General features: G+C 44.2%; 24 protein-coding genes. 15 read left to right on the forward strand and 9 right to left on the reverse strand.

The genetic code is table 11. The features are described from left to right. Positions 1–136: 136 nt before the first annotated feature. Together F3J22_RS04150 and F3J22_RS04155 are read right to left on the reverse strand one after the other, a co-directional pair. A complete protein-coding gene (locus tag F3J22_RS04150) occupies positions 137–739 on the reverse strand; it encodes a DUF2911 domain-containing protein (RefSeq protein ID WP_240154999.1) in 603 nt (200 codons plus the stop codon). 101 nt (positions 740–840) lie between these two features. After that, positions 841–1,437, reverse strand: coding sequence for an ACP phosphodiesterase (locus F3J22_RS04155; RefSeq protein ID WP_167014577.1), 597 nt, complete (start codon positions 1,435–1,437; stop codon positions 841–843). Between the two features lie 230 nt (positions 1,438–1,667). On the opposite strand from F3J22_RS04155, the gene F3J22_RS04160 reads away from it, so the two are divergent. Together F3J22_RS04160 and F3J22_RS04165 are read left to right on the forward strand one after the other, a co-directional pair. Next, complete coding sequence (locus F3J22_RS04160) at positions 1,668–2,117, forward strand: hypothetical protein (protein WP_167014579.1); 450 nt, start codon at positions 1,668–1,670, stop codon at positions 2,115–2,117. A 151-nt stretch (positions 2,118–2,268) separates the two neighbouring features. Next, positions 2,269–3,243, forward strand: a complete 975-nt coding sequence (locus F3J22_RS04165; protein WP_167014581.1) for a deoxyhypusine synthase family protein — start codon at positions 2,269–2,271, stop codon at positions 3,241–3,243. A gap of 77 nt (positions 3,244–3,320) precedes the next feature. Here the strand turns inward: F3J22_RS04165 and hemW are convergent, their stop codons facing one another. Next, complete coding sequence (gene hemW, locus F3J22_RS04170) at positions 3,321–4,445, reverse strand: radical SAM family heme chaperone HemW (RefSeq protein ID WP_167014583.1); 1,125 nt, start codon at positions 4,443–4,445, stop codon at positions 3,321–3,323. A 196-nt stretch (positions 4,446–4,641) separates the two neighbouring features. Between hemW and F3J22_RS04175 the strand changes: the two genes are divergently transcribed. From F3J22_RS04175 to F3J22_RS04210, 8 genes are all read left to right on the forward strand, one after another. After that, complete coding sequence (locus tag F3J22_RS04175; protein WP_167014585.1) at positions 4,642–5,673, forward strand: DUF4271 domain-containing protein; 1,032 nt, start codon at positions 4,642–4,644, stop codon at positions 5,671–5,673. A 36-nt stretch (positions 5,674–5,709) separates the two neighbouring features. Continuing rightward, positions 5,710–6,504, forward strand: coding sequence for a uroporphyrinogen-III synthase (locus F3J22_RS04180; RefSeq protein WP_167014587.1), 795 nt, complete (start codon positions 5,710–5,712; stop codon positions 6,502–6,504). Between the two features lie 199 nt (positions 6,505–6,703). Then, a complete protein-coding gene (locus tag F3J22_RS04185; protein WP_167014589.1) occupies positions 6,704–8,749 on the forward strand; it encodes a thioredoxin domain-containing protein in 2,046 nt (681 codons plus the stop codon). 271 nt (positions 8,750–9,020) lie between these two features. Beyond that, positions 9,021–10,307: an SUMF1/EgtB/PvdO family nonheme iron enzyme gene (locus tag F3J22_RS04190; RefSeq protein WP_240155000.1), complete on the forward strand. Its 1,287-nt coding sequence runs from the start codon at positions 9,021–9,023 to the stop codon at positions 10,305–10,307. A gap of 148 nt (positions 10,308–10,455) precedes the next feature. Continuing rightward, complete coding sequence (gene gldL, locus F3J22_RS04195) at positions 10,456–11,202, forward strand: gliding motility protein GldL (RefSeq protein ID WP_167014592.1); 747 nt, start codon at positions 10,456–10,458, stop codon at positions 11,200–11,202. A gap of 54 nt (positions 11,203–11,256) precedes the next feature. Beyond that, complete coding sequence (gene gldM / locus F3J22_RS04200) at positions 11,257–12,795, forward strand: gliding motility protein GldM (protein ID WP_167014594.1); 1,539 nt, start codon at positions 11,257–11,259, stop codon at positions 12,793–12,795. A 21-nt stretch (positions 12,796–12,816) separates the two neighbouring features. Continuing rightward, on the forward strand, positions 12,817–13,839 hold the full coding sequence (gene gldN / locus F3J22_RS04205) for a gliding motility protein GldN (RefSeq protein WP_167014596.1): 1,023 nt from the start codon (positions 12,817–12,819) through the stop codon (positions 13,837–13,839). A gap of 121 nt (positions 13,840–13,960) precedes the next feature. Then, positions 13,961–14,548 carry a DinB family protein gene (locus F3J22_RS04210; protein ID WP_167014598.1) on the forward strand — a complete coding sequence of 196 codons (588 nt, stop codon included), beginning with the start codon at positions 13,961–13,963 and terminating at the stop codon, positions 14,546–14,548. 42 nt (positions 14,549–14,590) lie between these two features. On the opposite strand, the gene uvrC is transcribed toward F3J22_RS04210, so the two are convergent. The 3 genes from uvrC to gpmI form a co-directional block, all read right to left on the reverse strand. Then, positions 14,591–16,423: an excinuclease ABC subunit UvrC gene (gene uvrC, locus F3J22_RS04215; protein WP_167014601.1), complete on the reverse strand. Its 1,833-nt coding sequence runs from the start codon at positions 16,421–16,423 to the stop codon at positions 14,591–14,593. Between the two features lie 2 nt (positions 16,424–16,425). Further along, positions 16,426–17,010: a hypothetical protein gene (locus F3J22_RS04220; protein ID WP_167014603.1), complete on the reverse strand. Its 585-nt coding sequence runs from the start codon at positions 17,008–17,010 to the stop codon at positions 16,426–16,428. Positions 17,011–17,308: 298 nt separating this feature from the next. Beyond that, on the reverse strand, positions 17,309–18,832 hold the full coding sequence (gpmI, locus tag F3J22_RS04225; RefSeq protein WP_167014605.1) for a 2,3-bisphosphoglycerate-independent phosphoglycerate mutase: 1,524 nt from the start codon (positions 18,830–18,832) through the stop codon (positions 17,309–17,311). A gap of 311 nt (positions 18,833–19,143) precedes the next feature. On the opposite strand from gpmI, the gene F3J22_RS04230 reads away from it, so the two are divergent. The 4 genes from F3J22_RS04230 (at position 19,144) to F3J22_RS04245 (ending at position 21,812) form a co-directional block, all read left to right on the forward strand. Next, positions 19,144–19,554, forward strand: a complete 411-nt coding sequence (locus F3J22_RS04230; RefSeq protein WP_167014607.1) for a DUF4783 domain-containing protein — start codon at positions 19,144–19,146, stop codon at positions 19,552–19,554. A gap of 168 nt (positions 19,555–19,722) precedes the next feature. Next, positions 19,723–20,574 (forward strand): carboxylating nicotinate-nucleotide diphosphorylase, encoded by an 852-nt coding sequence (gene nadC, locus F3J22_RS04235; protein ID WP_167014609.1) that lies wholly within the window; start codon positions 19,723–19,725, stop codon positions 20,572–20,574. Positions 20,575–20,579: 5 nt separating this feature from the next. After that, positions 20,580–21,458, forward strand: coding sequence for a diacylglycerol kinase family protein (locus F3J22_RS04240; RefSeq protein ID WP_167014611.1), 879 nt, complete (start codon positions 20,580–20,582; stop codon positions 21,456–21,458). An 18-nt stretch (positions 21,459–21,476) separates the two neighbouring features. Then, entirely contained in the window at positions 21,477–21,812 is a 336-nt protein-coding gene (locus F3J22_RS04245) for a translation initiation factor (protein ID WP_167014613.1), read from the forward strand. A gap of 75 nt (positions 21,813–21,887) precedes the next feature. On the opposite strand, the gene F3J22_RS04250 is transcribed toward F3J22_RS04245, so the two are convergent. The 3 genes from F3J22_RS04250 to F3J22_RS04260 all read right to left on the reverse strand — a co-directional run bounded on the left by F3J22_RS04250 (position 21,888) and on the right by F3J22_RS04260 (position 25,001). Beyond that, entirely contained in the window at positions 21,888–22,886 is a 999-nt protein-coding gene (locus F3J22_RS04250; protein WP_167014615.1) for an aldo/keto reductase, read from the reverse strand. A 93-nt stretch (positions 22,887–22,979) separates the two neighbouring features. Further along, entirely contained in the window at positions 22,980–23,927 is a 948-nt protein-coding gene (locus F3J22_RS04255) for an AraC family transcriptional regulator (RefSeq protein ID WP_167014617.1), read from the reverse strand. A 333-nt stretch (positions 23,928–24,260) separates the two neighbouring features. Next, on the reverse strand, positions 24,261–25,001 hold the full coding sequence (locus F3J22_RS04260) for a biotin--[acetyl-CoA-carboxylase] ligase (RefSeq protein WP_167014619.1): 741 nt from the start codon (positions 24,999–25,001) through the stop codon (positions 24,261–24,263). 158 nt (positions 25,002–25,159) lie between these two features. On the opposite strand from F3J22_RS04260, the gene rsfS reads away from it, so the two are divergent. Beyond that, the gene (gene rsfS, locus F3J22_RS04265; protein WP_167014621.1) at positions 25,160–25,561 is read left to right on the forward strand and encodes a ribosome silencing factor; all 402 of its coding nucleotides are present in this window, start codon (positions 25,160–25,162) and stop codon (positions 25,559–25,561) included. Positions 25,562–25,622 lie beyond the last annotated feature (61 nt).

Genomic DNA, 25,622 nt, shown 5'->3' on the forward strand with positions numbered 1-25,622 from the left:
ACATTTTTATATCGTTCACGGATTCGAGTCGTTGGAGACGATCAGAACGATATATATTCGTGAAGGTTTTTCATAGGATATGGTTAAAATTTTTAAGGCGGTATTCTTACCGCCTTTCTTATTTTTAGTTACCTGATTACTTTGTTTTAGGTTTGGCAGCGGCATCGCTCCATTTAATCGGAAGATTTACGCTTACTCTGTCCCAGGCGATGATCAGGTTTGCACCGGCATCAGCTTTTTCAAACACCATAGTAAATGCATCTACAGGGGTATTCAGGGAGATAACCGGCAAGGTTGTTCTTACCACATCTTTTGCCTGATCGTATTTGAATGCGCCCCAGATATCAGTTTCCTTATTGATGATGATGGTCCAGCTTTTTTCTGTTGGGATGGCATACATTGTATATCTGCCTTTAGGAATTGATTTTCCGGCGATTACAACAGGACGGAAGAACTCGATCTCAGTGGCTTCGTTGGCGCCTAATCTCCAGATCTTACCGTATTCTTCCAGGTTGCCGAATATTTCACGGCCTTTTGTTTGCGGACGGCTATAGATTACACGTGCTACCAGCGGGCCGGCAGCTTCGCCTTTTACTTTAACTACATAAGGGTACATTACAGGGTAATACGCCATGTCCATAGGGCTGGCATCAAGTGGTGGTAATTTTTTGTCCTGAGCACTTGCTGTCAAACAAAACATACCCATCATCAGGGCCACTATCATTGCTTTTTTCATCATCCGGATTAGTATTAAAAATTGTTTTCTGTTTTGTAAATAGGGCCCAAACCTAGACATTTTTAGCCAATCGAAAAAACAGCAGCGGCCCAATTAACAAGGTATTAAGGGTGTTCCAACGGGTAAATTTCCTTTACATAAGTGACCAGCTCAGGAAAGAACGACTGGTAACATTTTTTCAGTCCCTCATAATGTTCAATAAATGTGGCAAAAACGATATCAGGAGAAGTTTCCAGGTATTGTGCCCGCCGGGTAACTCCCTTGATGGCACGGCCGATTCCGTCAGTAGTCCTGTAGTTATATAACCAGTCGAAGTCATACATATATTTAAACATCTCCAGGAAGGTGGCAGGTAATTGTGCTTTTCTTTCTATGATCTGTGCATATACAAACCGGGTAAAGGTATAGAGTGATTCATCGGAGAAATAAAGGGGATCAGTGGCCAGAAAATGATCAAATGCGAGGTCGGTAAACACGCCGGCATATAGTCCTACCGCCGGTCTGAAAAACTGCTTTGCCGCAGCAGTCATCGGATGCTGGTCGGTATAGGTATCGATGGCCCTGTGTAACCGGATACCTTTCTGTATTTCCGGGGTCTGCAGCTCCAGCTGTTTTTTACCTTTTATAAAGTCGGCAATCAGGTTGCCGGTAATCAATTCAGGATCATGGAAAGACAAGTATGCGTGGGCCAGGTGATTCATAATACTGGTGCTGTTGTTTTATATAATGGACAAATGTAGCAAACCCCTCCTTTCCTCCAAATTTCCTCCTATTTAACAGTCTTTTAACTTTTGTCCGTGCAACATTTCTTTATCTCAGGCAACTTTATATTATCAGATAAACAAAACATAAGCAAAAAGTAAAAAACGGAAATCTGATAGAAATCCAACTATTAAAAATTAATCTCAAAAACTCCTAAAAGCAAAAAGCTATGAAAAAGATCCTTTTGATTTGCGCTGCGGCCCTGACATTAAGTACCTCTGTATTTGCAACAGCATACGAAACTACTGTTAACAGAAAAATCAGCGGTGCCTTTGATTACGCGTTTTCAGGCGCAAACGATGTGAAATGGTACACCGATGATAACAAGACCTTCACCGCTAAATTTACCATGAACCACACCAAGGTAAATGCGTATTTCGATGCAGACGGACAGCTCCTTGTAACTTCCCGCTACATCACCGGTGAAAGTCTGCCGTTCAACGTGGTAAACAGACTCATAAAAAAATATCCTGACAACAAAATTCAATCAGTGGTAGAATATACATCTGCCGGAGGCACTGTATACCTGATTATGCTGGAAGGTGAAAAAACCTGGACTAAAGTTAAGTCAGACGAAACAGGTACCCTGACCTTAATGGAACGTCTTATTAAGGCATAATAACTGCGCTGTCCCGTCTTGTATTGTCTGTAAAGAAATGTTCAGATAAGCATATTAGGCTCAAATCATTATCACCAGTAAAATTATCTTAACTTTGCCCCTTATTAAGGCTTTATAAGCCATGCAGTTAATATATAAATGATTAAACGACATGAATAAGGGACCCGTTTCTCAATTTATCCAGCACCATTACCGCCACTTTAATGCAGCTGCATTGGTGGATGCTGCCAAAGGATATGAAACACATTTGCTGGAAGGTGGTAAAATGATGGTGACACTGGCCGGTGCCATGAGTACGGCTGAACTGGGCATTTCTTTCGCGGAAATGATCCGTCAGGGTAAAGTAGATATCATCTCCTGCACCGGTGCAAACCTGGAAGAAGATATCATGAACCTGGTTGCACATACACACTATAAACGTGTACCTAACTATCGTGATCTGAGCCCGCAGGAAGAATGGGATCTGCTGGAACAAGGTTTCAACCGTGTAACCGATACCTGCATCCCTGAAGAAGAAGCTTTCCGTCGTATCCAGAAACATATCTATAAAATCTGGAAAGATGCTGAAGCTGCCGGCGAACGCTACTTCCCACACGAATTTATGTATAAACTGCTCCTGAGCGGTGTAATGAAAGAGCACTACGAGATCGATCCTAAAAATAGCTGGATGCTCGCTGCTGCCGAGAAAAATATTCCTATCATCGTTCCAGGATGGGAAGATAGCACCATGGGTAATATCTTCGCGTCTTACTGCATCAAAGGTGATCTGAAAACTTCTACCATGAAATCTGGTATCGAGTACATGATCTTCCTGTCTGAATGGTACCGCAATAACTCCGCTGGTAAAGGCGTTGGCTTCTTCCAGATCGGTGGTGGTATCGCAGGTGACTTCCCAATTTGCGTAGTACCAATGATGTATCAGGATTTGGAATGGACAGATGTTCCTTTCTGGGGCTATTTCTGCCAGATCTCCGACTCCACTACTTCTTACGGTTCATATTCCGGTGCCGTACCTAACGAGAAAATCACCTGGGGTAAACTGGATATCCACACGCCTAAGTTTATCGTAGAATCAGATGCCACCATCGTAGCACCACTGATGTTTGCGTATATCCTTGGCTGGTAATCCACTCAGGAATAAATATTGGGAAAAAGTCATGTCTACGTAGTAGATATGACTTTTTTATTTTAGATAACTTTTGATCAGATAAACAGATCAGACGCAATTCCGTCCGCAAACAGCCTTCCTGCCTTTGTTAGCCGCAACATGGTGCCCTGCGCTACCATCCAGCCTTTGGCTATAAACTGCCGGCAGTTGCTTTGTAATTGCCTGGCAAGGTCAACACCGAATCTTTCTTCCACCCAGCCGAGGTCACATCCGGCAGCGGTGCGCAGCGACGTCATGATATACTCATTGAATTGCATCTCTGCTGTAAGCGTCTCTATTTCAAAAGGCACTTCCCCTTTTTCAATGCTTTTGATATACAATGCATTGTTGGCCACATTCCACTGACGGGAATGCCCGTTGAAGGAATGCGCCGAAGGGCCAATTCCCAGGTACGACAACCCTTTCCAGTAACTGCTGTTGTGCCGGCTATGCCAGCCTGGTAATGCGAAGTTGGAAATCTCGTAGTGTTCATATCCTGCTTCCTCTACCCATTGCATGAGTTGTTCAAAATGCCTCGCCGCCTTTTCAGGGTCTGTTGCTTCCATTTTCTTCTTTTTGATGAAATGGTCGAGCGCTGTTCCTGGTTCCACCGTAAGGGCGTAACAGGACAGGTGCGGGATGCCGAAAGCAATGGCTTTTTTCACATTGTATTCCCAGCCTTCGTCAGAAAGTCCGGGGCCGCCGTAAATAAGGTCGATGGTGATATTCTGGAAACCGGCTTCCTGCGCATTTCTGATGCAGTCTTCCGCCTGTTGGGCATTATGGGCACGGTTCATCCATTTAAGGTCCGCTTCGTGGAACGACTGTATACCAATGCTGAGGCGGTTGATACCAAGGGCTTTCAGTTCCTGCAGTTTAGCAGGACTCAGGTCATCAGGATTGGCTTCCAGGGTCACTTCCGCATCTGCAGCAATATTGAAATGGGTATGCAGGGTGTCCATGATCTGTTGAAGATCGCTTTGCGAAAGCAGACTGGGTGTTCCGCCACCAAAGTAAATGGTGTGGATGCTGTCGTTTCCCAGGTAATTTTTTTGCAGGGAGATTTCCTGCAATATGCTTTTCACCATGGCGTCTTTTTGCGACACGGACGTCGAAAAGTGAAAGTTGCAGTAATAACAAGCCTGCTTGCAGAATGGAATATGTAAATAGATGCCCGACATGAATGATGTTCCTTATCCTGATGGCGTTCTGCCAACTATGGAGTATTTTAATATCTTTGCAAACAGCAAAATTACGGTTGAATTTTGTTTTGTGAACAGGATGCCTTTATTTGCCATTCTTTCAATTCATTGAAAAATCATTTTCCTGGTGCGCCACTGGTTATTGTTACTATTTACAATCTGTTATCTGCCGCTGATGGCCCAACAAGCAGACTCTTCTGCCAGGGTGCCGGCCGACACACATGTTACTGCTCCCCGCCGCGTTGCGGATACTTCCCGTCCTAAACCAAGGCCGGTGAAACCCCGTACCGATTCGGCAGCAAGAACTATTGCAGTCAGGCGTGATACGACCAGACGTATAGTAGTACCTCCTGTGGCACATAATGATAGTACCAGGAAGGCTACAGATACCGCTCATCTGGCCACAGATACTACCAAAGTGGCAGCTGTTCCTAAGGTAAAGCCGGTATCTGATTATGATATCTACATGAAAAAACTGGTGGCGGAAAACGTCTTTCTGAAAGCAGGAAAACCCGCCTTTACAGACGTGAACCCGATCAGGCCTTTTCATGACCAGGACTGGCTGGTATATGTGGTTGCAGGGATTACCCTGCTGGTAGCTGTTATCAGGCTTTCCTATCAGAAATATTTCCATGACCTGTTCCGCGCTTTCCTGAACCCTACCCTGAGTCAGCGTCAGTTGAAAGATCAGTTATCACAGTCGCCTTTTCCGAATTTTCTGCTGAATGCGTTCTTCATTATTTCGCTGGGAATGTATCTCTACCTGGTATTGTACCGTAAGCAGGTATTTCCTCAGGCAGAGCCATGGATGCTGATTCCAGGGCTTATAGCATTGGTGGGTATTGTATATGGAACTAAATATGTAATGTTAAGATTTTGCGGATGGTTATTTGGTAATGCCGATCTTGCAGATGCCTACATTTTTATTTTATACCTGATTAATAAGATTTTAGGTGTTTTACTCGTGCCATTTCTGGTAGTGCTTGCATTTTGTTCATCGGAAATAGCACAAACCTTCCTTTATATTTCGATATTCTTCATTATATTACTTGTTATATACCGGTATATTAGGTCTTATTCATTGGTAAAGCAATACCTGTCTTTCAGTAAATTGCATTTTTTTCTTTACCTTTGCGCATTCGAAGTAGCACCTGTTTTAATATTGACCAAGGTGTTACTGAATATCTGGTTAACTGGTAATCCTTGATTACCGCCTATTGTTAACACTAGAGCATAAAAAAGTATGATTAAAGGCGGGCCAAAAAAAGATTTGCAAGGTAAACAAATTCAGTCAATCCTAATTTCTCAACCTAAGCCTGAAACAGAAAAGTCTCCCTACTTTGATCTGGCTAAGAAGTTCAATGTTAAGTTGGATTTTTTTCCGTTCATTCGGGTTGAAGGCTTACCAGCTAAGGAGTTCAGGAAGCAGAAGATTGATATCCTGCATTACACAGCTGTAATTTTCACCAGTCGCAATTCAGTAGATCACTTCTTCAGGATTTGCGAGGAGATGAAAATCAAAGTTTCTCAGGACTGCAAGTATTTCTGTATTACAGAAGCAGTGGCACTGTACCTTCAGAAATTTATCCTTTACCGGAAGCGCAAAGTGTTTTATGGTGCAGATGGTTCTACCAAAGGGGTATTGGAGGTGATGAACAAGCACAGAGATAACGAGAAGTTCCTGTTCCCTAGTTCAGACAGTCAGAAGAAGGACATTGAAGAGTGGTTGAAAACAAACAAATGTGAGTATGCAACTGCTACCCTTTACAAAACAGTTTCAAATGATGTAAAGGAGATTTTAGGTGGTAAGGCGTACGATATGATTGTGTTCTTCAGTCCATCGGGTGTTAAGTCACTGTTTGAGAACGTACCTGCGTTTGAACAGAACGGAACAAGGATCGGAGCTTTCGGACCTACTACTTCTGCAGCAGTGGAAGAAGCCGGGTTAAGGCTGGATGTAAAAGCGCCGGCGCCACAGGCTCCAAGCATGGTAGCAGCGCTGGAACAGTATCTTGCAGTTGCCAACGCGAAAAAATAACGCTGGTAACAAAACATTTAAGGAAATCTGACCGTATATTATTCGGCCCTTCTGAGCTGAACAGATCGAGGTAAGATATTATAGTGCAGGCAGACCGCAGGGTCTGCCTGTTTTTATTTACGTAACTCATTGTTTTACTGAAAAATAATGCAGAATAATCCCGGAAAATAAATTTCTTTGTACTTAAACGGAATAATGCATGAATAAGCTGATCAGTGAGTCCAGCCCTTATCTTCTTCAACACGCGCACAATCCTGTAGACTGGTATCCCTGGGGAGAAGAAGCCCTGGAGAAAGCACGTCGGGAAGATAAGCCCATACTGGTAAGTATTGGATATGCTGCCTGTCACTGGTGCCACGTTATGGAGCGGGAAAGCTTTGAAGACCCTGAGACCGCAAGGATCATGAACGAGCATTTTGTGAATATCAAAATTGATCGTGAGGAGCGCCCTGACCTGGATCATATCTACATGGATGCAGTACAGGCGATGACCGGTGCCGGCGGATGGCCACTGAATGTTTTTCTGACGCCGGATAAGAAACCTTTTTACGGCGGCACCTATTTCCCGCCGGCAAAGGCCTATAACCGTCCTTCCTGGAAAGACGTGTTATTTTCACTGGCCGATGCATATGAAAATAAAAGAGATGAGATTGAGTCTCAGGCGGATACGCTGACACAACACCTGGAACAAGCCAGTCAGTTCGGAATAACTTCAGGCTTCGACCTGAAAATCCCGGTGGATGAGTTGTTTACCAGGGCGCAGGCAGATACCATCTGTGAGAATATATTGCGCCAGGCGGATACGACCTGGGGTGGTTTTGGCCGTGCGCCTAAGTTTCCGCAAACATTTACCATCGCTTACCTGCTGCGTTATCATTATGTCACCCAACATGAAGCTGCCTTAAAGCAGGCGTTATTGTCGCTGGACAAGATGTTGCAGGGGGGCATTTACGATCATCTGGGTGGTGGTTTTGCCAGGTATTCTACCGATGAGAAGTGGCTGGCACCGCACTTCGAGAAGATGTTGTATGATAATGCCCTGTTGGTAGATGTATTGTGTGATGCTTACCAGGTTACCGGTAATGAGATATATAAAGAGACCGTAGCGGATACCCTGGGATTTATTGCCAGGGAGATGACCAGTCCGGAAGGTGGCTTCTATGCAGCGCTGGATGCTGATTCTGAGGGGGTGGAAGGAAAATATTATACCTGGAGTAAGTCGGAGGTTCATCATATCCTGGGAGAACAGGCAGGTCCATTCTGTGAATATTATGATGTAACGGGGCATGGCAACTGGGAAGAGACTAATATTTTATGGGTGCAGCAGCCTTTGAAGGAATTTGCGGCGGAACATGGCTATGATGCGGCGGTGCTGAAGGCGATGCTGGCTGGTTGCCGCGAAAAGCTGCTGGCAGTGCGGGAACAGCGGGTGCATCCTGGTTTGGATGATAAGGTGTTGCTGGGTTGGAATGCCTTGATGGCGCATGCCTATTGTAAGGCGTTTCTGGCCTTTGGAGATACCAGCTACCGGGAAGCGGCTATACGGAATATTAAATTTTGTATGCAGCAATTCCGCATAAAACAGGGTGATTCTGCGTTCTATCATACCTGGAAGGATGGAAAGGCAAAGTATCCGGCATTTCTGGACGACTATGCATACCTGATCCGGGCGCTGATAGCAGCGGAGGAAGTTACCGGAGAACTGGAATATTTACATACTGCCCGGGAGCTTACATCTTTTGTACAGTCACACTTTGCGGATGAAAGCGGGCAATATTTTTATTATACGATAGACGACCAAAACGACGTTATAGTAAGGAAGAAGGAAGTTTATGACGGGGCCACTCCCAGTGGAAATGCAGTGATGGCGCAGAACCTTTGGGCGCTTTCTATTGTTTTCGGGGATAAGGCACTGGCAGACAAAGCGATAGGAGCAGTATCGGGATTAGCACAGACCGCGGTTAGATACCCCACCTCATTTGGCGTTTGGGCGTCGCAGTTACTACAATTTGTTAAGGGCACGGCCGAAATAGCGATAGTAGGGAAAGATTATCAGCCAAAAATGCACGAAACAGGGCAATGGTTTATTCCGTTCCGGGTTTTAGTAGGTGCAGAAAAAAATAAAGAAGATTTCCCTTTGTTAACGGACAGGTTCCGGGACAATGAAACCCTGATTTACTTATGTAAAGATTATCATTGTATTAAGCCTGTTTTTTATATGAGTGAAATTATTAATTTAATTTAATAATTATGTAACTTGCACCCTGTCAGGGGCACGCACAAAACGGTAAATGTTATTCCATGCGTATAATAAAATGTTAAAAAATACGTTTAAATTAGTTACCGGGTCGTCGTATGTGGAATTGAAAAAGTTGTGTAAAAAGTAACTACGGATTAAAATTAATTATTACATTTGCTATCTTTCATATAAACAAAGCGGGTGAAAATATGAGAAAAGTGTTCCCTTGTATGCTGGCAAAAAACACCTGGCTGGTTAATAGAAAAAACATATTCTGATGAAAGCTACCCTTATGAAGCTTAACTATTTAAGAAGTCTATTGGCAGTGTTGCTGGTGTCCCTGCTGGCCAGCTGTGGCGGTAGTAAAACCCCAAAGAACGCACAAGGGCAACTGATTGGCGTTAGTCCAAGGCCAAAGTACTATCCCCCTGTACCTTATGGAATGGTGTACGTTCCTGCCGGAACCTTTCACATGGGTCCGAGCGATGAAGATGTAAACTATGCGTTTACAGCACGTAACAAGTCTATTTCCATTTCCGGCTTTTACATGGATGCTACGGAAATCACCAATAACGAGTACCGTCAGTTCGTGAACTGGGTACGTGATTCCATCGCACATATCCTCCTCGGACATGTAAAACAGGATGATGGTCAGGATATTATCGACTGGAAACAGAAAATCAACTGGAAAGACAAAGGCACCTATGAAAAACTGGATGCCATGATCTATTCTGAAGCAGATCGCCTGTATGGTCGTAAAGACATTGACGTTGGAAAACTGATTTACCATCAGGAAACCTTCAACTGGGATAAAGCCAAGCTGAGAGAAAACTCCGGCAAACCTCGTTCTCAGTTCATTGTTAAAAAAGACGTACCTATTTATCCGGATACCTTATGCTGGATCAGGGACTTCTCTTATGCCTACAACGAACCGATGACCCGTATGTACTTCTGGCATCCGGCATTCGATAACTATCCTGTTGTAGGTGTTAACTGGCACCAGGCTACCGCCTTCTGCGAGTGGAGAAGTAAGTTCTGGGAAGACTATCGTATTTCTAAGAAATTATTTACGGAAGATAAATTCCAGCTGCCTTCTGAAGCGCAGTGGGAGTATGCTGCACGCGGCGGTAGAGAACAAACTCCTTATCCTTGGGGTGGTTACTATATCCGCAATAAAAAAGGATGTCTGCTGGCTAACTTCAAACCTGGCCGTGGTAACTATCCTGAAGATGGTGGCTTCTACACTGTACGTGCCGACGCTTACTGGCCTAATGATTATGGTCTGTATTGCATGGCGGGTAACGTGGCAGAGTGGACTGCGGATATCTTCTATGAGAATGCTTATTCCTTTACCTCTGATATGAACCCGTATTTAAGAATGGACGTTCCGGATGACGCACCGCTGAAAATGAAGCGTAAAGCCATCAGGGGCGGTTCATGGAAGGATATTGGATATTTCCTGCAGACTGGTACCAGAACTTATGAGTATCAAGATAGTGCCAAATCGTATGTTGGTTTCAGATGCACCATTGCGCTGAGCCGCAGATCTAAAGGCCATCACTAAAACATTAGAATAGCGTAATTAATTAATATAACAGCTAACCTTTTATATTATGTACTACACTATCTGCAAATCGTTGAGTATTTTTTTTAACTACTATTCCATACAAAAATTTAACACTAATCACTTTAACCAGATTAAATTTTAACCTATGGCTATGAATCCTAACAAAGCTAAATGGCTGAACTTTTTCGTATGTATTGCGGCTTCTGTTGTAATTATCGGTGCACTCTTTAAACTGCAACACTGGCCAGGTGCTGACATTGCTTTGATCTTAGGTCTGAGCACGGAAGCCCTCATCTTCTTCGTATACGCCTTCGTACCGGACAGTGGTGCTTCTCATGAAGGACAGGCTGTTGTTGTAGCTGGCGGACCTTCTTCTACTGCTGCATTAGACAAAATGCTGGTAGAAGCAGATATCACTCCTGCTAACCTGCAACGCCTCAGCGAAAACTTCCAGAAACTGGGAACTACCGTTGACAAAATGAGAGATATCAGCGATGTTGTTGCTGCAACCGGCGACTACACTGCTAAAACCAAAGAAGCTGCTGCTGCTATCGGTAACGTTGCTAACGCTTACACACAGGCTGCTACTGCTGTTTCTTCTTTCAACAGCGCATCAGAATCAACTAAAGAATTCCATGTTCAGATGCAGGGTATGACCAAAAACCTGGCTTCTCTGAATGCTATCTACGAACTGGAACTCCAGGATACTAACAACCATCTCAAAGCAATGAACAAATTCTACAGCAACCTGCAGAATACTTCAGCTGCAATGAGCAACAGCATCGATGATGCTAAGAAAACACAAGAACAAATCACACTGCTTGCTAAAAACCTCAGCAACCTCAATACCGTTTACGGTAACATGCTGAGCGCTATGCACGGTGCGAAATAAGGTATTGCTAATAGTTTTTTGAGTAACACAAATTTTTAAATCCGAAAACAAACTATGGCACTACCTAAAGATCCCCGGCAGAAGATGATCAACATCATGTACCTGGTCCTCACGGCCATGCTGGCGTTGAACGTGTCTGCTGAAATATTGAACGCATTTAGTATCGTAAATAACTCTATCATCAATTCGAACAGCTCCCTGGCTGCTAAGAATGCTTTCATCTATGAACAATTTGCAAAGCAGATGGAAGGTCAGGCCGAAAAAGTAGGCCCGTACAAAGCAAAAGCTGAACAGGTAAAAGCTGCTTCTAAAGAAGTATATGATTTCATCGAAAACCTGAAAGACACCATCATCAAACAATCTGATGGACTGGATGAAAACGGTGAAATTAAAGGCAAAAGCAATCTGGATGTTCCTACTTACGTAATGGAAAACCAGAAACAGGGTCCGGCGCTGGAAGCTAAACTGATCAAGCTCCGTGAACAACTGTTGTCTTATGTAAATCCTGATAAGAAAGCACAATTTGATAAATCACTCCCTCTGAGAGTTGAAGTAGGTAAATCCATTCATGGCGGCGACGCTAAAAAATCCTGGACTACCTACCACTTCAACATGGTTCCTACTGTTGCTGCAGTTACCCTGTTAAGTAAATTCCAGAATGATATCAAAAACTCTGAGTCTGCTATCATTGATGACCTCTTCAAGCAAATCAGCGAGAAAGATTTCAAATTTGACCAGATCAGACCTTTCGTATCACTGAACTCTAAAAACCTGATGGAAGGCCAGACTGTAACTGCACAAATCGCAGTAGGTGCCTACAGCACTACAGTAAATCCTTCTGTTACCGTTAATGGTCAGACAATCGAAGCTAAAGATGGTTTAGCTACCTACACCACACAGGTAGGTGGTATCGGAGAAAAAACCATTTCTGGTACAATATCACTGCCAGATCCTACTGGTGGTGCAGCAAAATCGTATCCTTTCTCTGAAACCTATAATGTTGGTGCTTCTGCTACCGCTATCTCTGCTGATAAAATGAACGTGCTGTATATCGGTGTTCAAAACCCGATCTCCATCACCGCTGCCGGTGTACCTGCTGAAAAGGTATCCGCAACTATCGCAGGTGCAGGTAATATCACCAAAACCGGCGCCGGTAACTATGTAGTTACTGTTAGCCAAACCGGTAAAGCTACCATCAATGTTGTTGCCAACATCGACGGTAAAACCAGAGACCTGGGTAAAAAGGAATTCCGCGTAAAACGCGTTCCGGATCCTTCTCTGCAGGTAGGTAACTACAAAGGTGGTACAGTTAAAGCCGCTGAATTCAGAAACCAGATGGGTGTTCGCGCTGTACTGGAAGACTTCGAATTCGAAGGTGTTAAATATGATGTGGTTAGCTACCGCGTTGGTATCGAATCAAGAGGTAAGGATTATGTAGAAGGTGATGCTTCTTCTCCTTATTTCCCTGCGAACATCGCTGGTGCTATCCGCGCGTTACGCCCTGGAGATATCGTTCACATCGAAAGCCCTAAAGTAAAAGGACCAGACGGTGTTGTACGTACCATGGCTAACACTATGTATAAATTAAACTAACGGATTTATAATTGCTGAAATATGCGAGCAGTATTGTTTAACAGAATTGGATGGTGCACTATGTTGCTGGTAATGCTGGCAACTGCTGCAGACGCGCAAAGCACCCGTAAAGGTGGCTCTACCCGTCGCAAAAAAGCAACACAGAACACCGCACAACAAGACCCCAACTCGGTGGTTAATCCAGCAACAGGTAACGCTGTTGCAACTCCTCCCCCTCCTGGAGCCGCAGCTCCTGTTGCAGCCGCACCAGTAGATACCCCGCGTAAATCGCTGCGTATCGACGGAGTAGTGGAAAGAAACCTCGCCAGAGAACGTGTTCCTATCACTTACGACTACATCCGCGAGGATGATAGATTCTGGGAAAAACGTGTATGGCAGATCATCGACATCAGGGAAAAAATCAACCTGCCCTTCCAATTTAACGTGGAAGATGAAGCAGGTACCAATCAACTGTTTATCAATATCTTGCTCCAGGCAATTAAAAATAAGGATGTAGAAGCCTTTAGTCCTATCGACGATCGCTTCACTACTGTAATGCCTTACGCTGATATCGAAAAGAAACTCACCGGTGAGGAAAGAACAGTAACAAGTATCGACCCGGTTACCAACGAAGAAAAACAGGTAACCACCCGCGACGACTTCGATCCTACTACTATCAGACAGTACAAAATCAAAGAAGTATGGGTGTTCGATAAAGAAGCATCTCAGCTGAAAGTACGTATCCTCGGTATCGCACCACTCATGACCCGCCTCAACGACGACGGATCATACCGTGCATCCATCCCGCTGTTCTGGGTTTACTACCCTGACCTGCGCCCGGTACTGGCTAAATACGACGTTTATAACCAAAATAACGACGCATCTACCATCTCCTGGGAAGACCTCTTCGAAATGCGCTTCTTTGGCAGTTATATCGTGAAAGAACAAAACACCTATAACCGCGAAATCAAAGATTACATCAAAGATGGTGTAATGCGCCTCATGGAAGGTCAGGCTATTAAAGATCGTATCTTCAACAAAGAACAGGATCTCTGGCAATACTAATCGCTACAACTTAACCTGATTATACATAAAGTGGTCTCTACCAAAAGTAGAGACCACTTTGCTTTTATACCCATTCCCCGATTCCTTTTAATGCTTTAGATTTGTTCCAAATATTCCTGTTATGGCCCCCGTTAATTCCCAACAATTACTGTCGGAGCTGAAAGAAGAGATTGCTACCATCAGGCTGGTTGCTATCAGCCGCTTCGGTGGCCAGAGCGATGCCATCCTGCTCCAATCTCCCAATCCGGATTCCTGGAGTGCCATACAGTGCCTCGAACACCTCAACTCCTTCGGACGATTCTACCTCCCTGCCATCGGAGAAGCCATCGAAAAAGCAGTCAGAAAAGGTGTAAAGCCCAAAGCGGCATTCAAATCAGGATGGTTTGGCGCCTGGTTTACCAGGCTTCTCGAGCCACAGGCTAATGGCTTTCCTAAAACCAAAATGTCAGCCCCCGGTAATTTCCGCCCGGGTACTGAACTGGTAGTAGAGATTGTACTGGCCGAATTCATCCGGCAGCAGGAAAGCATGGAGCAGCTACTGGTAGCAGCCAGCAGGGTTGACCTCGAAAAAGTACGGGTGCCGATATCTATGTCTAAATGGATAAAAATCTCCGCAGGAGATACTTTTGGCTACCTGATTGCCCATATACGCAGGCATATCCTGCAGGCGCAACGAGCCATTGTGAGCGCAAATATGTATGCGGTATAGAACAAAAACGGCTGTCAGAGACAGCCGTGTATATAAAATCAGTTATTCTTTAACAGTTCCGGGAGCAGGCGCATCGCCATGGAAATGTGTATAAATCAGTCTGGCTTTTGCTGCTCCCACTTCATTGGTGAGATCATCCAGTGATAATTGTTTCACCTTGTTCACCGATCTGAAAGTTTTCAGCAGCTGGGTGGCGGTATTTTCACCGATTCCCTTAATGCTTTCCAACTCGTTTTTAAAGGTCCCTTTGCTACGTTTATTTCTATGGAAAGTAATACCAAAGCGGTGTACCTCATCACGTACTCTCCGGATCAGTTTCAGGCTCTCACTGTTGAAAGGCAGTTTGATACTCTCTGAATCCCCGGGAAAGAAGATTTCTTCTTCATTTTTTGCCAGCCCAACGACGGTCATACTGCCGATGAGATTCAATTCACGGATGCTTTCCATGGCTGATCCCAGCTGTCCCTTACCACCATCAATGATTACCAGCTGGGGCAATGGCTGGGCTTCTGCCAGCAACCTGCTGTACCGGCGGTAAACGATTTCTTTCATGGAGGCAAAGTCATTGATGCCTTCCACCGTTTTAATATTGAAATGACGGTAATCTTTTTTGGAAGCAACACCATCCTTGAATACCACACAGGCAGCCACCGGATATGCCCCCTGGAAGTTGGAGTTATCGAAACACTCAATATGCAATGGCAGTGCCGGCAGTTCCAGGTCGGCCTGGAGCTGGTACAATACCTGCTTGCGTTCCATGTCGCTTTTGCCCTCGAGGTGCAATATCTTCTTCCTGTATAACTCCTCTTTAAAATAATTGACGTTCTTTTCTGAGAGCTCCAGCAATTTCTTCTTATCGCCGCCTTTGGGAACGGTAATGGTAACATTGCTTTCCGGGTATTCTACCGGAATAGGTACCACGATCTCACTGTTGATACTTTTAAATACATCACGCATATACGCGATCGCATATGTAAGCACTTCCTCCTCTCCTTCTTCCAGCTGTTTTTCCAGCGTCACGGTTTTGGTGTCGGCAATGGTCCCATTGAGAATACGGAGGTAATTTACATAGGCATGGTTGCCCTCGCTGATGATGGAAAAGACATCCATATTACCCAAACGGGTATTAACAATGGTTGATTTGGCAGAATATTCGCGCAGACTATCAATCTTCTTACGCAGGATTTCTGCCTTTTCAAATTCCATATTGGCGGCATGTTCCATCATCTGTTCCTTGAACATATTCATTACCGGCGTAAGGTTGCCTTTCAGAACGTTACGGACCTGCTGCAGGCCTTCCCTGTAATCCTCTTCCGTTTGCAGTCCTTCGCAGGGGCCTTTACAGTTACCCAGGTGATATTCCAGGCAAACCTTATACTTTCCTTTACGGACATTCTGTTCTGAAAGGTTCAGGTTACAGGTCCTTAACGGGATGTTGTTTTTTATTACTTCCAGCAGTTCGCGGACGCGGCCTACGGAGGTAAATGGCCCGAGATATTCAGAGCCATCCTTGATGACATTCCTGGTAAGGAATACACGCGGAAAAGCTTCGTGTTTTATGACGATATACGGATATGTTTTATCGTCTTTCAGATTGATGTTGTACTTGGGCTGGAACTGCTTTATAAGCGAGTTTTCCAGCAGAAACGCATCCTGTTCTGAGTCTACAATGGTAAACTCAATATGGTGGATATGCTGAACGAGTTTTCTCGTCTTATAGTTGTCGTGATTTTTTACAAAATAGGAGCTGACTCTTTTACGCAGACTTTTAGCCTTACCTACATACAGTAACGTGCCCTGCTCGTCATAGTATTTGTAAATCCCGGCTTCTACAGGGATGGTGTGTGAAATGCTCTGAAACTCCGCTCCTGTCATCTTTACAATTGATTTTTGTCTTCTTTTTTAGCTGTTATCTCCACTTCTTTTGGGGTGAGGAAAGCTATTCTCTGATAAGTATTGATCATGATCGCTTTTCCCCGCTGGTATACGAGATGTTGTCTGTATTCATATACCAGGCTGGAAGTATATGACTGAACGGTTACCTGTTGGATGGTACCGTTCTTATCTGTTTCCATGGTGATTTCATCCGGATTTGTTTGTTTTCCTTTTGACTTGTAAATGATAGACTTTCTGCCGGAGAACGGGTCTGTGAGGCTGGTGGTGTCATATTCATTTACCAGGGAAGGTTTGTTAAGATCAATATCCAGGAATGGTTTAAGGAGATGCTGAATTGCATTGGTATCCTTACTTTCTATGGCAACAGCTTCTGATTTCCCGTTGAAGGTAACCTTTTTTTGAAAGGTGATGCCTGATTGAATCAGTTGTTGTTCTTCGGATTTGAAGTAGGCAGGGATATCAATGAATTTATCCTGTTTGCCTGTCTTTGTATCCTTCACGTTGTTATTGCATCCAACAACGCCTGCAAATATGATGATTAGTATAATGCCGGAAGTGTACTTCATAGGTGCAAAATTACTATTTAAAAGGGGCATAAAAAATGCGCCGTGAAAACGGCGCATCGATGCATGAGCAAATCTGTCGAGAGCACTAAAATTATGAATATCAGTCGTTAAGACTGAGAAATATACTAATTGGTGATAGTAAAACGTCGGTTTATAGTCAAATGTTACAGGGTATCAGAAAAAAGGATATTTAATTATCTAGTACCTGGTAAGTTGGCTAGTACCGTAGGTTTACATGAAAAAAGGTTGTCACAAATATATGCGACAACCTTTAATCTCTTATAAAAAATCAGATTTTTTACACCAATGAATTTCCTGTCATTTCCTTTGGAGCAGGAACGCCCATGAAATGCAGGATGGTAGGGGCTAAGTCACCCAGTTTACCATCTTTCAGGGTACCTTTAAAATCCTTATCAATGATGAAGAACGGTACGAGGTTCAGTGTATGGGCAGTATTAGGAGTGCCATCTGCATTGATCATGAAATCTGCGTTGCCATGATCAGCGGTCAGGAATACAGTATAATCATTTGCGAGAGCAGCAGTTACTACTCTTTCCACGCAATGGTCAACTGTTTCAACTGCTTTCACTGCGGCTTCAAATACGCCGGTATGGCCCACCATGTCGGCATTGGCGAAGTTGAGCGCGATGAAATCTGCTGATTTGCTTTCAATTTCAGGAACGATTGCATCCGTGAGTTCGTTGGCGCTCATTTCTGGTTTCAGGTCATAGGTGGCCACTTTAGGAGAAGGCACCATGATTCTGCGTTCGCCATCGAATTCTTTTTCGCGGCCACCGGAGAAGAAGAAGGAAACGTGCGGATATTTCTCTGTTTCCGCGATACGGATCTGTTTCAGACCTGCGCCTGCAACCACTTCACCCAGTGTCATGTTCAGGTTATCATTTTCGAAGATGACATGTACATTTTTGTAGGTTTTGTCATATTCGGTCATGGTGGTATAGTAGAGTTTCAGCGGCGTCATATCAAACTCAGGGAAGGCTTCCTGACTGAGTACCTGTGTGATTTCACGCGGGCGGTCTGTGCGGAAGTTGAAGCACAGTACGGCATCATCTTCCTGGATGGTAGCCAGTGGCTGACCATTTTCACCGGTAACGATGATTGGTTTGATGAATTCGTCGGTAACACCTTCTGCATAGGAAGCTTTCACTGCAGTGATAACGTCCTGGGTTGGGGTGCCGGTGCCTTTTACTAAAGCATCGTAGGCCAGTTTAACACGTTCCCAGCGTTTGTCGCGGTCCATAGCGTAATAACGACCCGTTACAGAGGCGATTTTGCCACCTGACGTCTGGAGGTGAGCAGTCAGGTCTTCGAGGAAGCCCAGGCCGCTTTTAGGATCGGTATCACGGCCATCGGTGAAGGCATGGATAAATACTTTCTCCACACCATTTTCTTTAGCGATAGAAGTTAACGCTTTAAGATGGCTGATATGAGAGTGTACACCACCATCACTTACCAGACCGATGAGGTGGAGGGCTTTATTATTGTTTTTCGCGTGAGCGAGTGTATCCAGTAATACCTGGTTTTTAGCCAGTTCACCATCGCGGATAGCCACGTTGATGCGTTGCAGTTCCTGATAAACGATACGGCCGGCACCGATATTGAGGTGACCAACTTCAGAGTTACCCATCTGACCTTCAGGTAAACCTACCTGTTCGCCACAGGTGATCAGGTTGCTGTGCGGGTATTTATTGTACAGGCTGCTTACAAAAGGAGTTTTAGCGTTAGCAATGGCATCTGCAGAAGGTACTTTTCCTTCGCCCCATCCGTCCATAATTACGAGAATGGCTCTTTTCTTTTCCATATCCAATCCGGTTAAGATTATATTTAAGTTTCGTAAGTTTTAATACTCAGGGGGTGAAAATACTCATAAAGCGTTGAAATACTTTCTAAATATTTCGGGGGTTAAAGCTACTCGAAAATTCTGAAACCCTTTTTGGCAGGGCTTACTTGATATTTATACATGGTATTTTGGATACATATTATTCTTTTGTTATTGTTTAACCTTTCATTGCTACCACGATGATGGGATTTTGTTGAGTTACAAGGCCTTTGGCATAGTTTTCGCTTTTAATTTGAGTTGGAAGAATCACATTTTTAATTAAATAACTGACAATGAAAAAGCTTTTGATTGTGCTGGGGATATTGTTGGGAGGAGTTATTTCAGCATTTACGCTGTCGGCAAGCTCATACGAAGTTACAGTTGCTGGGCCTTTTGAAGATGTAGTTACAGCTATGAAAGCAGGTGACGCGGGTAGTTTATTCCGTTACCTGGACAATACCGTAGAAATTAACCTTGCAGGTAAATCCAGCGCATATAGTAAAGCACAGGCTGATATTATCCTGAAAGATTTCTTTGCCAAGAACCAGGTAAAATCATTCGAACTGATCCATCAGGGAGGTGAAGGTTCCCGTTTTGGCGTTGGTAACCTGACCACTTCCGGTGGCAATTACCGTGTTACCTTTTTCCTTCAGAAAAAGGGCACCAGCATGGTATTGAATGAACTTCGCTTCGAAACAAAGTAAATATTTACTATATAATTCAGTTGAAAAATCTGGTGCTCCGCATAATATTGCGGAGCACTTTTTATTTTTGCGGCGGTTTAGTTATTCAGACAGGTAACTTTCCAGGGAAATTATCTCCCTGAAAACAACAAAATATAAACATCGCCACAGGCGAATAAAATATGATTCATGTTAAACGAAACTGCGCTTAATACATTTATCAGAAGCGCCCTGGCAGAGGATATCGGCACCGGGGACCACTCTACCCTGGCTAGTATTTCTGCCGATACAAAAGGTAGTGCGCGACTGAAAATTAAGGAAGATGGTATACTTGCAGGTATGCAGGTGGCTGAGGCTGTTTTCCGCTATCTTGATATGTATACGGTATTCACGCCCTATAAAAAGGACGGCGATACCATGAAAGCCGGTGAGGTTGCATTTGAGGTGACGGCTGCGATCCATACCATCCTCATGGCGGAGCGCCTGGTATTAAACTGCATGCAGCGTATGAGCGGTATCGCTACCCTCACGCACCAGTATGCAGAAAAAATCAAAGATTATCATACCAAAATCCTCGATACGCGTAAAACCACTCCTAACTTCCGTATGCTGGAAAAAGAAGCAGTACGTATCGGTGGTGGTGTAAACCATCGTATGGGATTGTATGATATGGTTATGTTGAAAGACAATCACATTGATTTTTCCGGTGGCATTACCGCCGCTGTGAGCAAAACAGTTGCTTATCTGAAAGAAAGGAATCTTCCCCTGAAAATAGAGGTAGAAACCCGCAATATCGACGATGTAAAAGAAGCGCTTGCAACGGGACATGCAGATCGTATTATGTTCGATAACTTTAGTCCCGATGAGATTGTTGAAGCTATGAAATTCACCAATGGAAAAGTGGAAACGGAAGCCTCCGGTGGTATCAACCTTGATACGATCGAGGCATACGCCAAAACAGGCGTAGACTACGTTTCCGTTGGTGCTATTATCCATCATGCTGTAAGTCTGGATCTCAGCCTGAAAGCGATTATTATCTGATTATTTTGAAGAAGATTTTATTTATCATCAACCGGAAAGCGGGAACCGACAGGGAAAAGAAACTGGAGGGAGCCATCACGAAGAATTTCCCGTCAGACCGGTATGATGTGCAGGTAACCCACCTGGCTTACCTTGGCCATGGTAAAGATCTGGCCCTGGAAGCAGTAAAAAACGGGGTTCACACGGTAGTAGCCGTTGGTGGAGATGGTTCCATCAACGAAATCGCGCAGGGACTGGTAGATAGTAATACTGCCCTGGCCATTATTCCGCTGGGAAGCGGTAACGGCCTTGCGCGTGCATTGAAAATCCCGCTGGACGTAAACAAAGCCATGCAGGTTATCCTCGCTGATGCCAGGAAACCCATGGATGTAGGTTATGCCAACGGACATCTTTTCCTCAGCAATGCCGGCGTTGGTTTCGATGCACTGGTAGCAGATGAATTCAGACATACCACCAAACGTGGCCTCTATGGCTACGCAAAACTGGTTATCCAACGTTTCAGCAGCTATAAGCCGGAAGCATACAGCATCAGTATTGATGGTAAAAAGCTGGAAGAAAAGGCGTTTCTGCTGACAGTGGCCAATGGTAACCAGTTTGGCTATGAGTTTAAACTGGCGCCTAAAGCAAGTGTTTTTGACGGCTTGCTGGACCTCTGCGTAATGCCTCCTGTCAATTTCCTGCAATTGCTGCCGGTTAGTTTATATTCTTTGCTGGGAAATATTGATAAAACACGTTATCTTAAACATTATACAGGTAAAACGATCAACGTTTCAGGAAGCAGCTTACAATACCTGCAGGTAGATGGTGATGCAGTGCCGCTGAACGGCAACTCGCTGGAACTTAAAGTAAAACCGGGTGCCATCCAGATGATCGTTAATAGTTAACGTTTAAAACGTAGAAAGATGTCAAAGAAAAAATCAAATAACAGCGGTATAGTATATTCCACCGATCCCAATTACAATTTTGCGCCGGAGCCGGAAACAGAAGCAGACACGTTAGCGCCGGAGAGCCAGCAGCTTCGTGTTAAGCTGGATACCAAACAGCGTGCAGGTAAAGTAGTGACGATGGTAGATGGCTTTATCGGTAAAGAAGCTGACCTGGAGAAATTGGGAAAAGACCTGAAAACAAAATGTGGTACAGGCGGAAGTGTAAAAGACGGATTGATCCTGATTCAGGGCGATTACAGGGAAAAGATGGTGAAGTGGCTCCAGGACTGGGGTTACAAGAAAACAAAATAGTTACTTATTCTCATAAATAATTAAACGGGACGGATAGACATCCGTCCCGTTTTCGTATTGCTTTTTTAACAAATTTTATCTGTTGACCAGTTTCATACCGGCATCATGGTAACGGTTACCAGCTACCTGATGTGACCGGAGAATGTTATCAATCGCGGTCAGGTCTTCACTGGTGAGCATTACATCCGCAGCGCCTGCATTTTCAGTCAGATATTTTCTGCGTTTGGTACCAGGGATCGGGATAATATCATCTCCCTGTGCAAGCAACCATGCGAGCGACAGTTGAGCTGTTGAAATACCTTTATTAATTGCAAAAGCATTTAAAGCATTTACTGTTTCGAGGTTTTGTTCAAAGTTTGTACCCTGGAACCTTGGCATATTTCTGCGGAAATCTCCTTCGGCGAGCTGGTTAGTATCGGTGAGAGTGCCCGTACTCATACCACGACCTAACGGGCTGTAAGCCACTAAGGAAACGCCCAGTTCTCTGGCGGTATGCAGAATATCTCCTTCCACGTCCCGTGAGAAGAGGGAGTATTCGCTTTGCAGTGCTGCTATCGGATGTACGCTATAAGCTCTTTTGAGTGAGTCGGCGCTGGCTTCAGAGAGGCCGAGGTAACGCACTTTGCCTTCTTTCACCAGTTCAGCCATGGCGCCAACCATTTCTTCTACCGGTACGGTGTCGGATATACGGTGAGCGTAGTACAGATCAATTACATCTATGCCGAGCCGTTTGAGACTGGCTTCACAGGCCTGTTTCAGGTATTTTGGTGAGCCATCAAACCAGGTACTGTTATCGTCATTGAAACGGAATCCGAATTTAGTGGCGAGAAAAACTTTATCTCTTTTAGTGGCGAGTAATTTAGAGAGTAATATTTCATTGGCGCCCTTTCCATACATATCTGCTGTATCCAGCAGGTTGATGCCCAGTTCCAGTGCGAGTTCCAGCGTAGAAAGTGATTCAGCTTCGTTGTTATCAAATTCCTGTCCGTTGCCATAGGCGAATGACATTCCCATGCAACCCAGTCCTATTGCGGATATTGATGCTCCTGTTTTTCCAAGTTTTCTGTACTGCATAATATTGTGATTTTGTATCTGATTAGTATGATACAAAAGTACAATGGGGAGGCAGCAGAGAAATTGTATTGTGCAAAGGGATTCTTGTTAATATCAAAGAGCGGACTGGTGACGGAATGAATTTGGCGACTGGTGGCAGTGATTCTGGAAGAAGTGGGTGAAGTTACCGGGATCTTCATAACCCAGACTCCATGCGATATCAGCAATAGGCCAATCGGTATGAATGAGCAGGAGTTTGGCTTCCAGTACTACACGCTGCCGTATATGCTCACTGACAGTGCGTCCTGTGGTATGTTTTACGCAGGCGTTCAGGTGATTGGGATGTGTGTTGAGAAAGGTGGCGAATTCCTTAGCTGTTTTTAATGTTACCTGCTGATGCGGATGTTCGATCGGGAATTGCTTCTCGAGTTTGTCGGTGAAGCGGAAGGCCAGCATTTGAGCGGCTGTCAGTTGCCGTACGGGTGCGGCTTCTTCCTGTGCGATTCTTCTTCCTTCCAGTAACACCAGTTTCAGGTAGATGAGGATGGCTTCCTGTTTAAAGGCTGCATCTTCATTGAATTCTTTCATCAGTTGTCTGAAAATAGAGGCCAGGTATACTGTCTGTGTGTCTGTTATTTTGTATACCGCCTGTCCTTCTCTTTGCAGCAGTGGGTAGTTCAGGATTTCCTGCTGCTGGTTTTCGAAGAGGTGTTCATTAAATAGAATGTAGGTTCCGTCCTGCTCTTCTGAAGTGGCATGCCAGCTTTTGACCTGGTCGGGGTGAAGAAAAATCAATGTTGGCCCATCTATTTCATGTTGTCTGTCATTTACGGTATAGATACCGGTTCCTTTGGTGATCAGTACTATTTTGTAATAATCTCTTCTGGAGGCGGATATATCTGCTTTGACCGGGGTGTCTTTCCGGGAGTATATGGCGAAGCTGCCGTGAACAGGTGCTTTAGGGCGAAGTTCACGATCTGTAAAAAGTAGGAGATCGTTATTGATCTCAGACATTTTTTGGGTACGAATACTGTTGGGGAGGGTTACTTTTTTCGAAGACATTTTCAAATTTACCACTTCTTTAACAGATAAAATAATGGGTGTCTAAAAAATTCACATGAAGTGAAACCCTTGATTTTACTGATGTTTTGGTTTAAATGCAACACAATTGCATTTTTATTTTTGATAATTGCAAAGAAATTTCACAATTTGTTAACGCCTTTATCAACCAAAATCTTGTTATCATCGCGCTTTATGATGAGCTTAAGCAGCAAGGATTTGCGCTAAGTAAAAACAAGAATATTTTCTAAATTATTATATTACCCCTTTGGAAAAAAAGTCTCTACATCGTAGAGACTTTTTTATTATATCTGTGTTGTAGTTTACAGGAAGATGTTAGCCCAGGATAAATTCGATTTCACCGAATCCGTATTCTTCGAGGTTACCGTTTCTTTCCAATACAATATGTCCGGTAGGTTGTACGTCTACAATGGTAGCGGTATATATTTCCCCGTTAATTCTGAATGGGGAGGGTATACCGAAGCGGAAAAGCTTGGATTTATATTCTTTGAGCAGGTCGTGGTGGTCAACTGTCTGGAGTTGATTAACGCGCAGATCAAAGAAGGAGCATAGTTCTTTGGCCATGATGGGGCCTTCCCATGTTTTGCCGGTGATTTGGCGCAGGGAGACGGCATTTTTGAGTTCATCCGGGAATTTTGCCTGGTTGAGGTTGATGCCGATGCCGATGATGGCATATTGCCAGCTGGTACCTCTGATCACATTTTCGATGAGGGTACCTCCTGCCTTTCTGTCACGCCAGTAAATATCATTGGGCCATTTAATAATGGTGTCGTCTCCGGCGTATTTGGAGAGGAAATCATGGGCACCGAGGGCGATGACGATACTTAGCATGAACTGGCTGGAAAGTGGCAGCGATCCGGGATGTATGGCAACGGTTAGTGCGCTGATATCGCCGGGTTCGGCGAGCCATTTTTTACCACGGGTGCCTTTGCCTGCGGTTTGGTTGCCGGTATACCAGGCTGTACCGGATGTCACATCGCCGGAATTGACCTGTGCCATGGCATAGTTATTGGTGCTGTCAACACTTTCGAGGATATAAAACGGGTGTCCTATCACTTGAATCCTTTTTAGTCTGAATTTCAGCTGGAAAAGTAGTTCATTTTATTATTTTCTTAACAGGATTGACGCCCATATGGTGATTTTCTCAAGCTTATATTAATGCTTGTTTAGTAACTTTGACAATTAAAGATTATTTTTAACAAAAACGTGATTTATTGGCACCCTTAACCGTTCTGAGCACGAGGAAAAAAGCGCAGACGCGCTTAACCAGAGAAAGTGAAATATTTACCACCATCATACAGGCCATTCAGGATAAAAAGGGAGAAAATATAGTATCCCTGGATCTTCGCCAGATTCCTGAAGCTGTGGCCGATTTCTTCATTATATGTGAAGCGAATTCCAACACACAAGTACGGGCAATAGCTGATTTTGTCGCTGACGAGGTCCAGAAAAAGGTGGGTGAAGAGCCTTACAAGCATGAGGGCTTCACTGCTCAGCAATGGATTTTGGTTGACTATGTAAATGTAGTTGTGCATGTTTTTCAGCCGGAAACCAGGAAATTCTACAGCCTGGAAGAAATGTGGAGCGATGCTGACAGAATGGAACACAACGATTAATTAAACAAAACAGCTTGGTTCTGTATTATTTTATATATAATTCTGATTGCAATAAACATCC

The sequence above is a fragment of the Chitinophaga sp. Cy-1792 genome (assembly GCF_011752935.1).
Lineage (GTDB): Bacteria > Bacteroidota > Bacteroidia > Chitinophagales > Chitinophagaceae > Chitinophaga.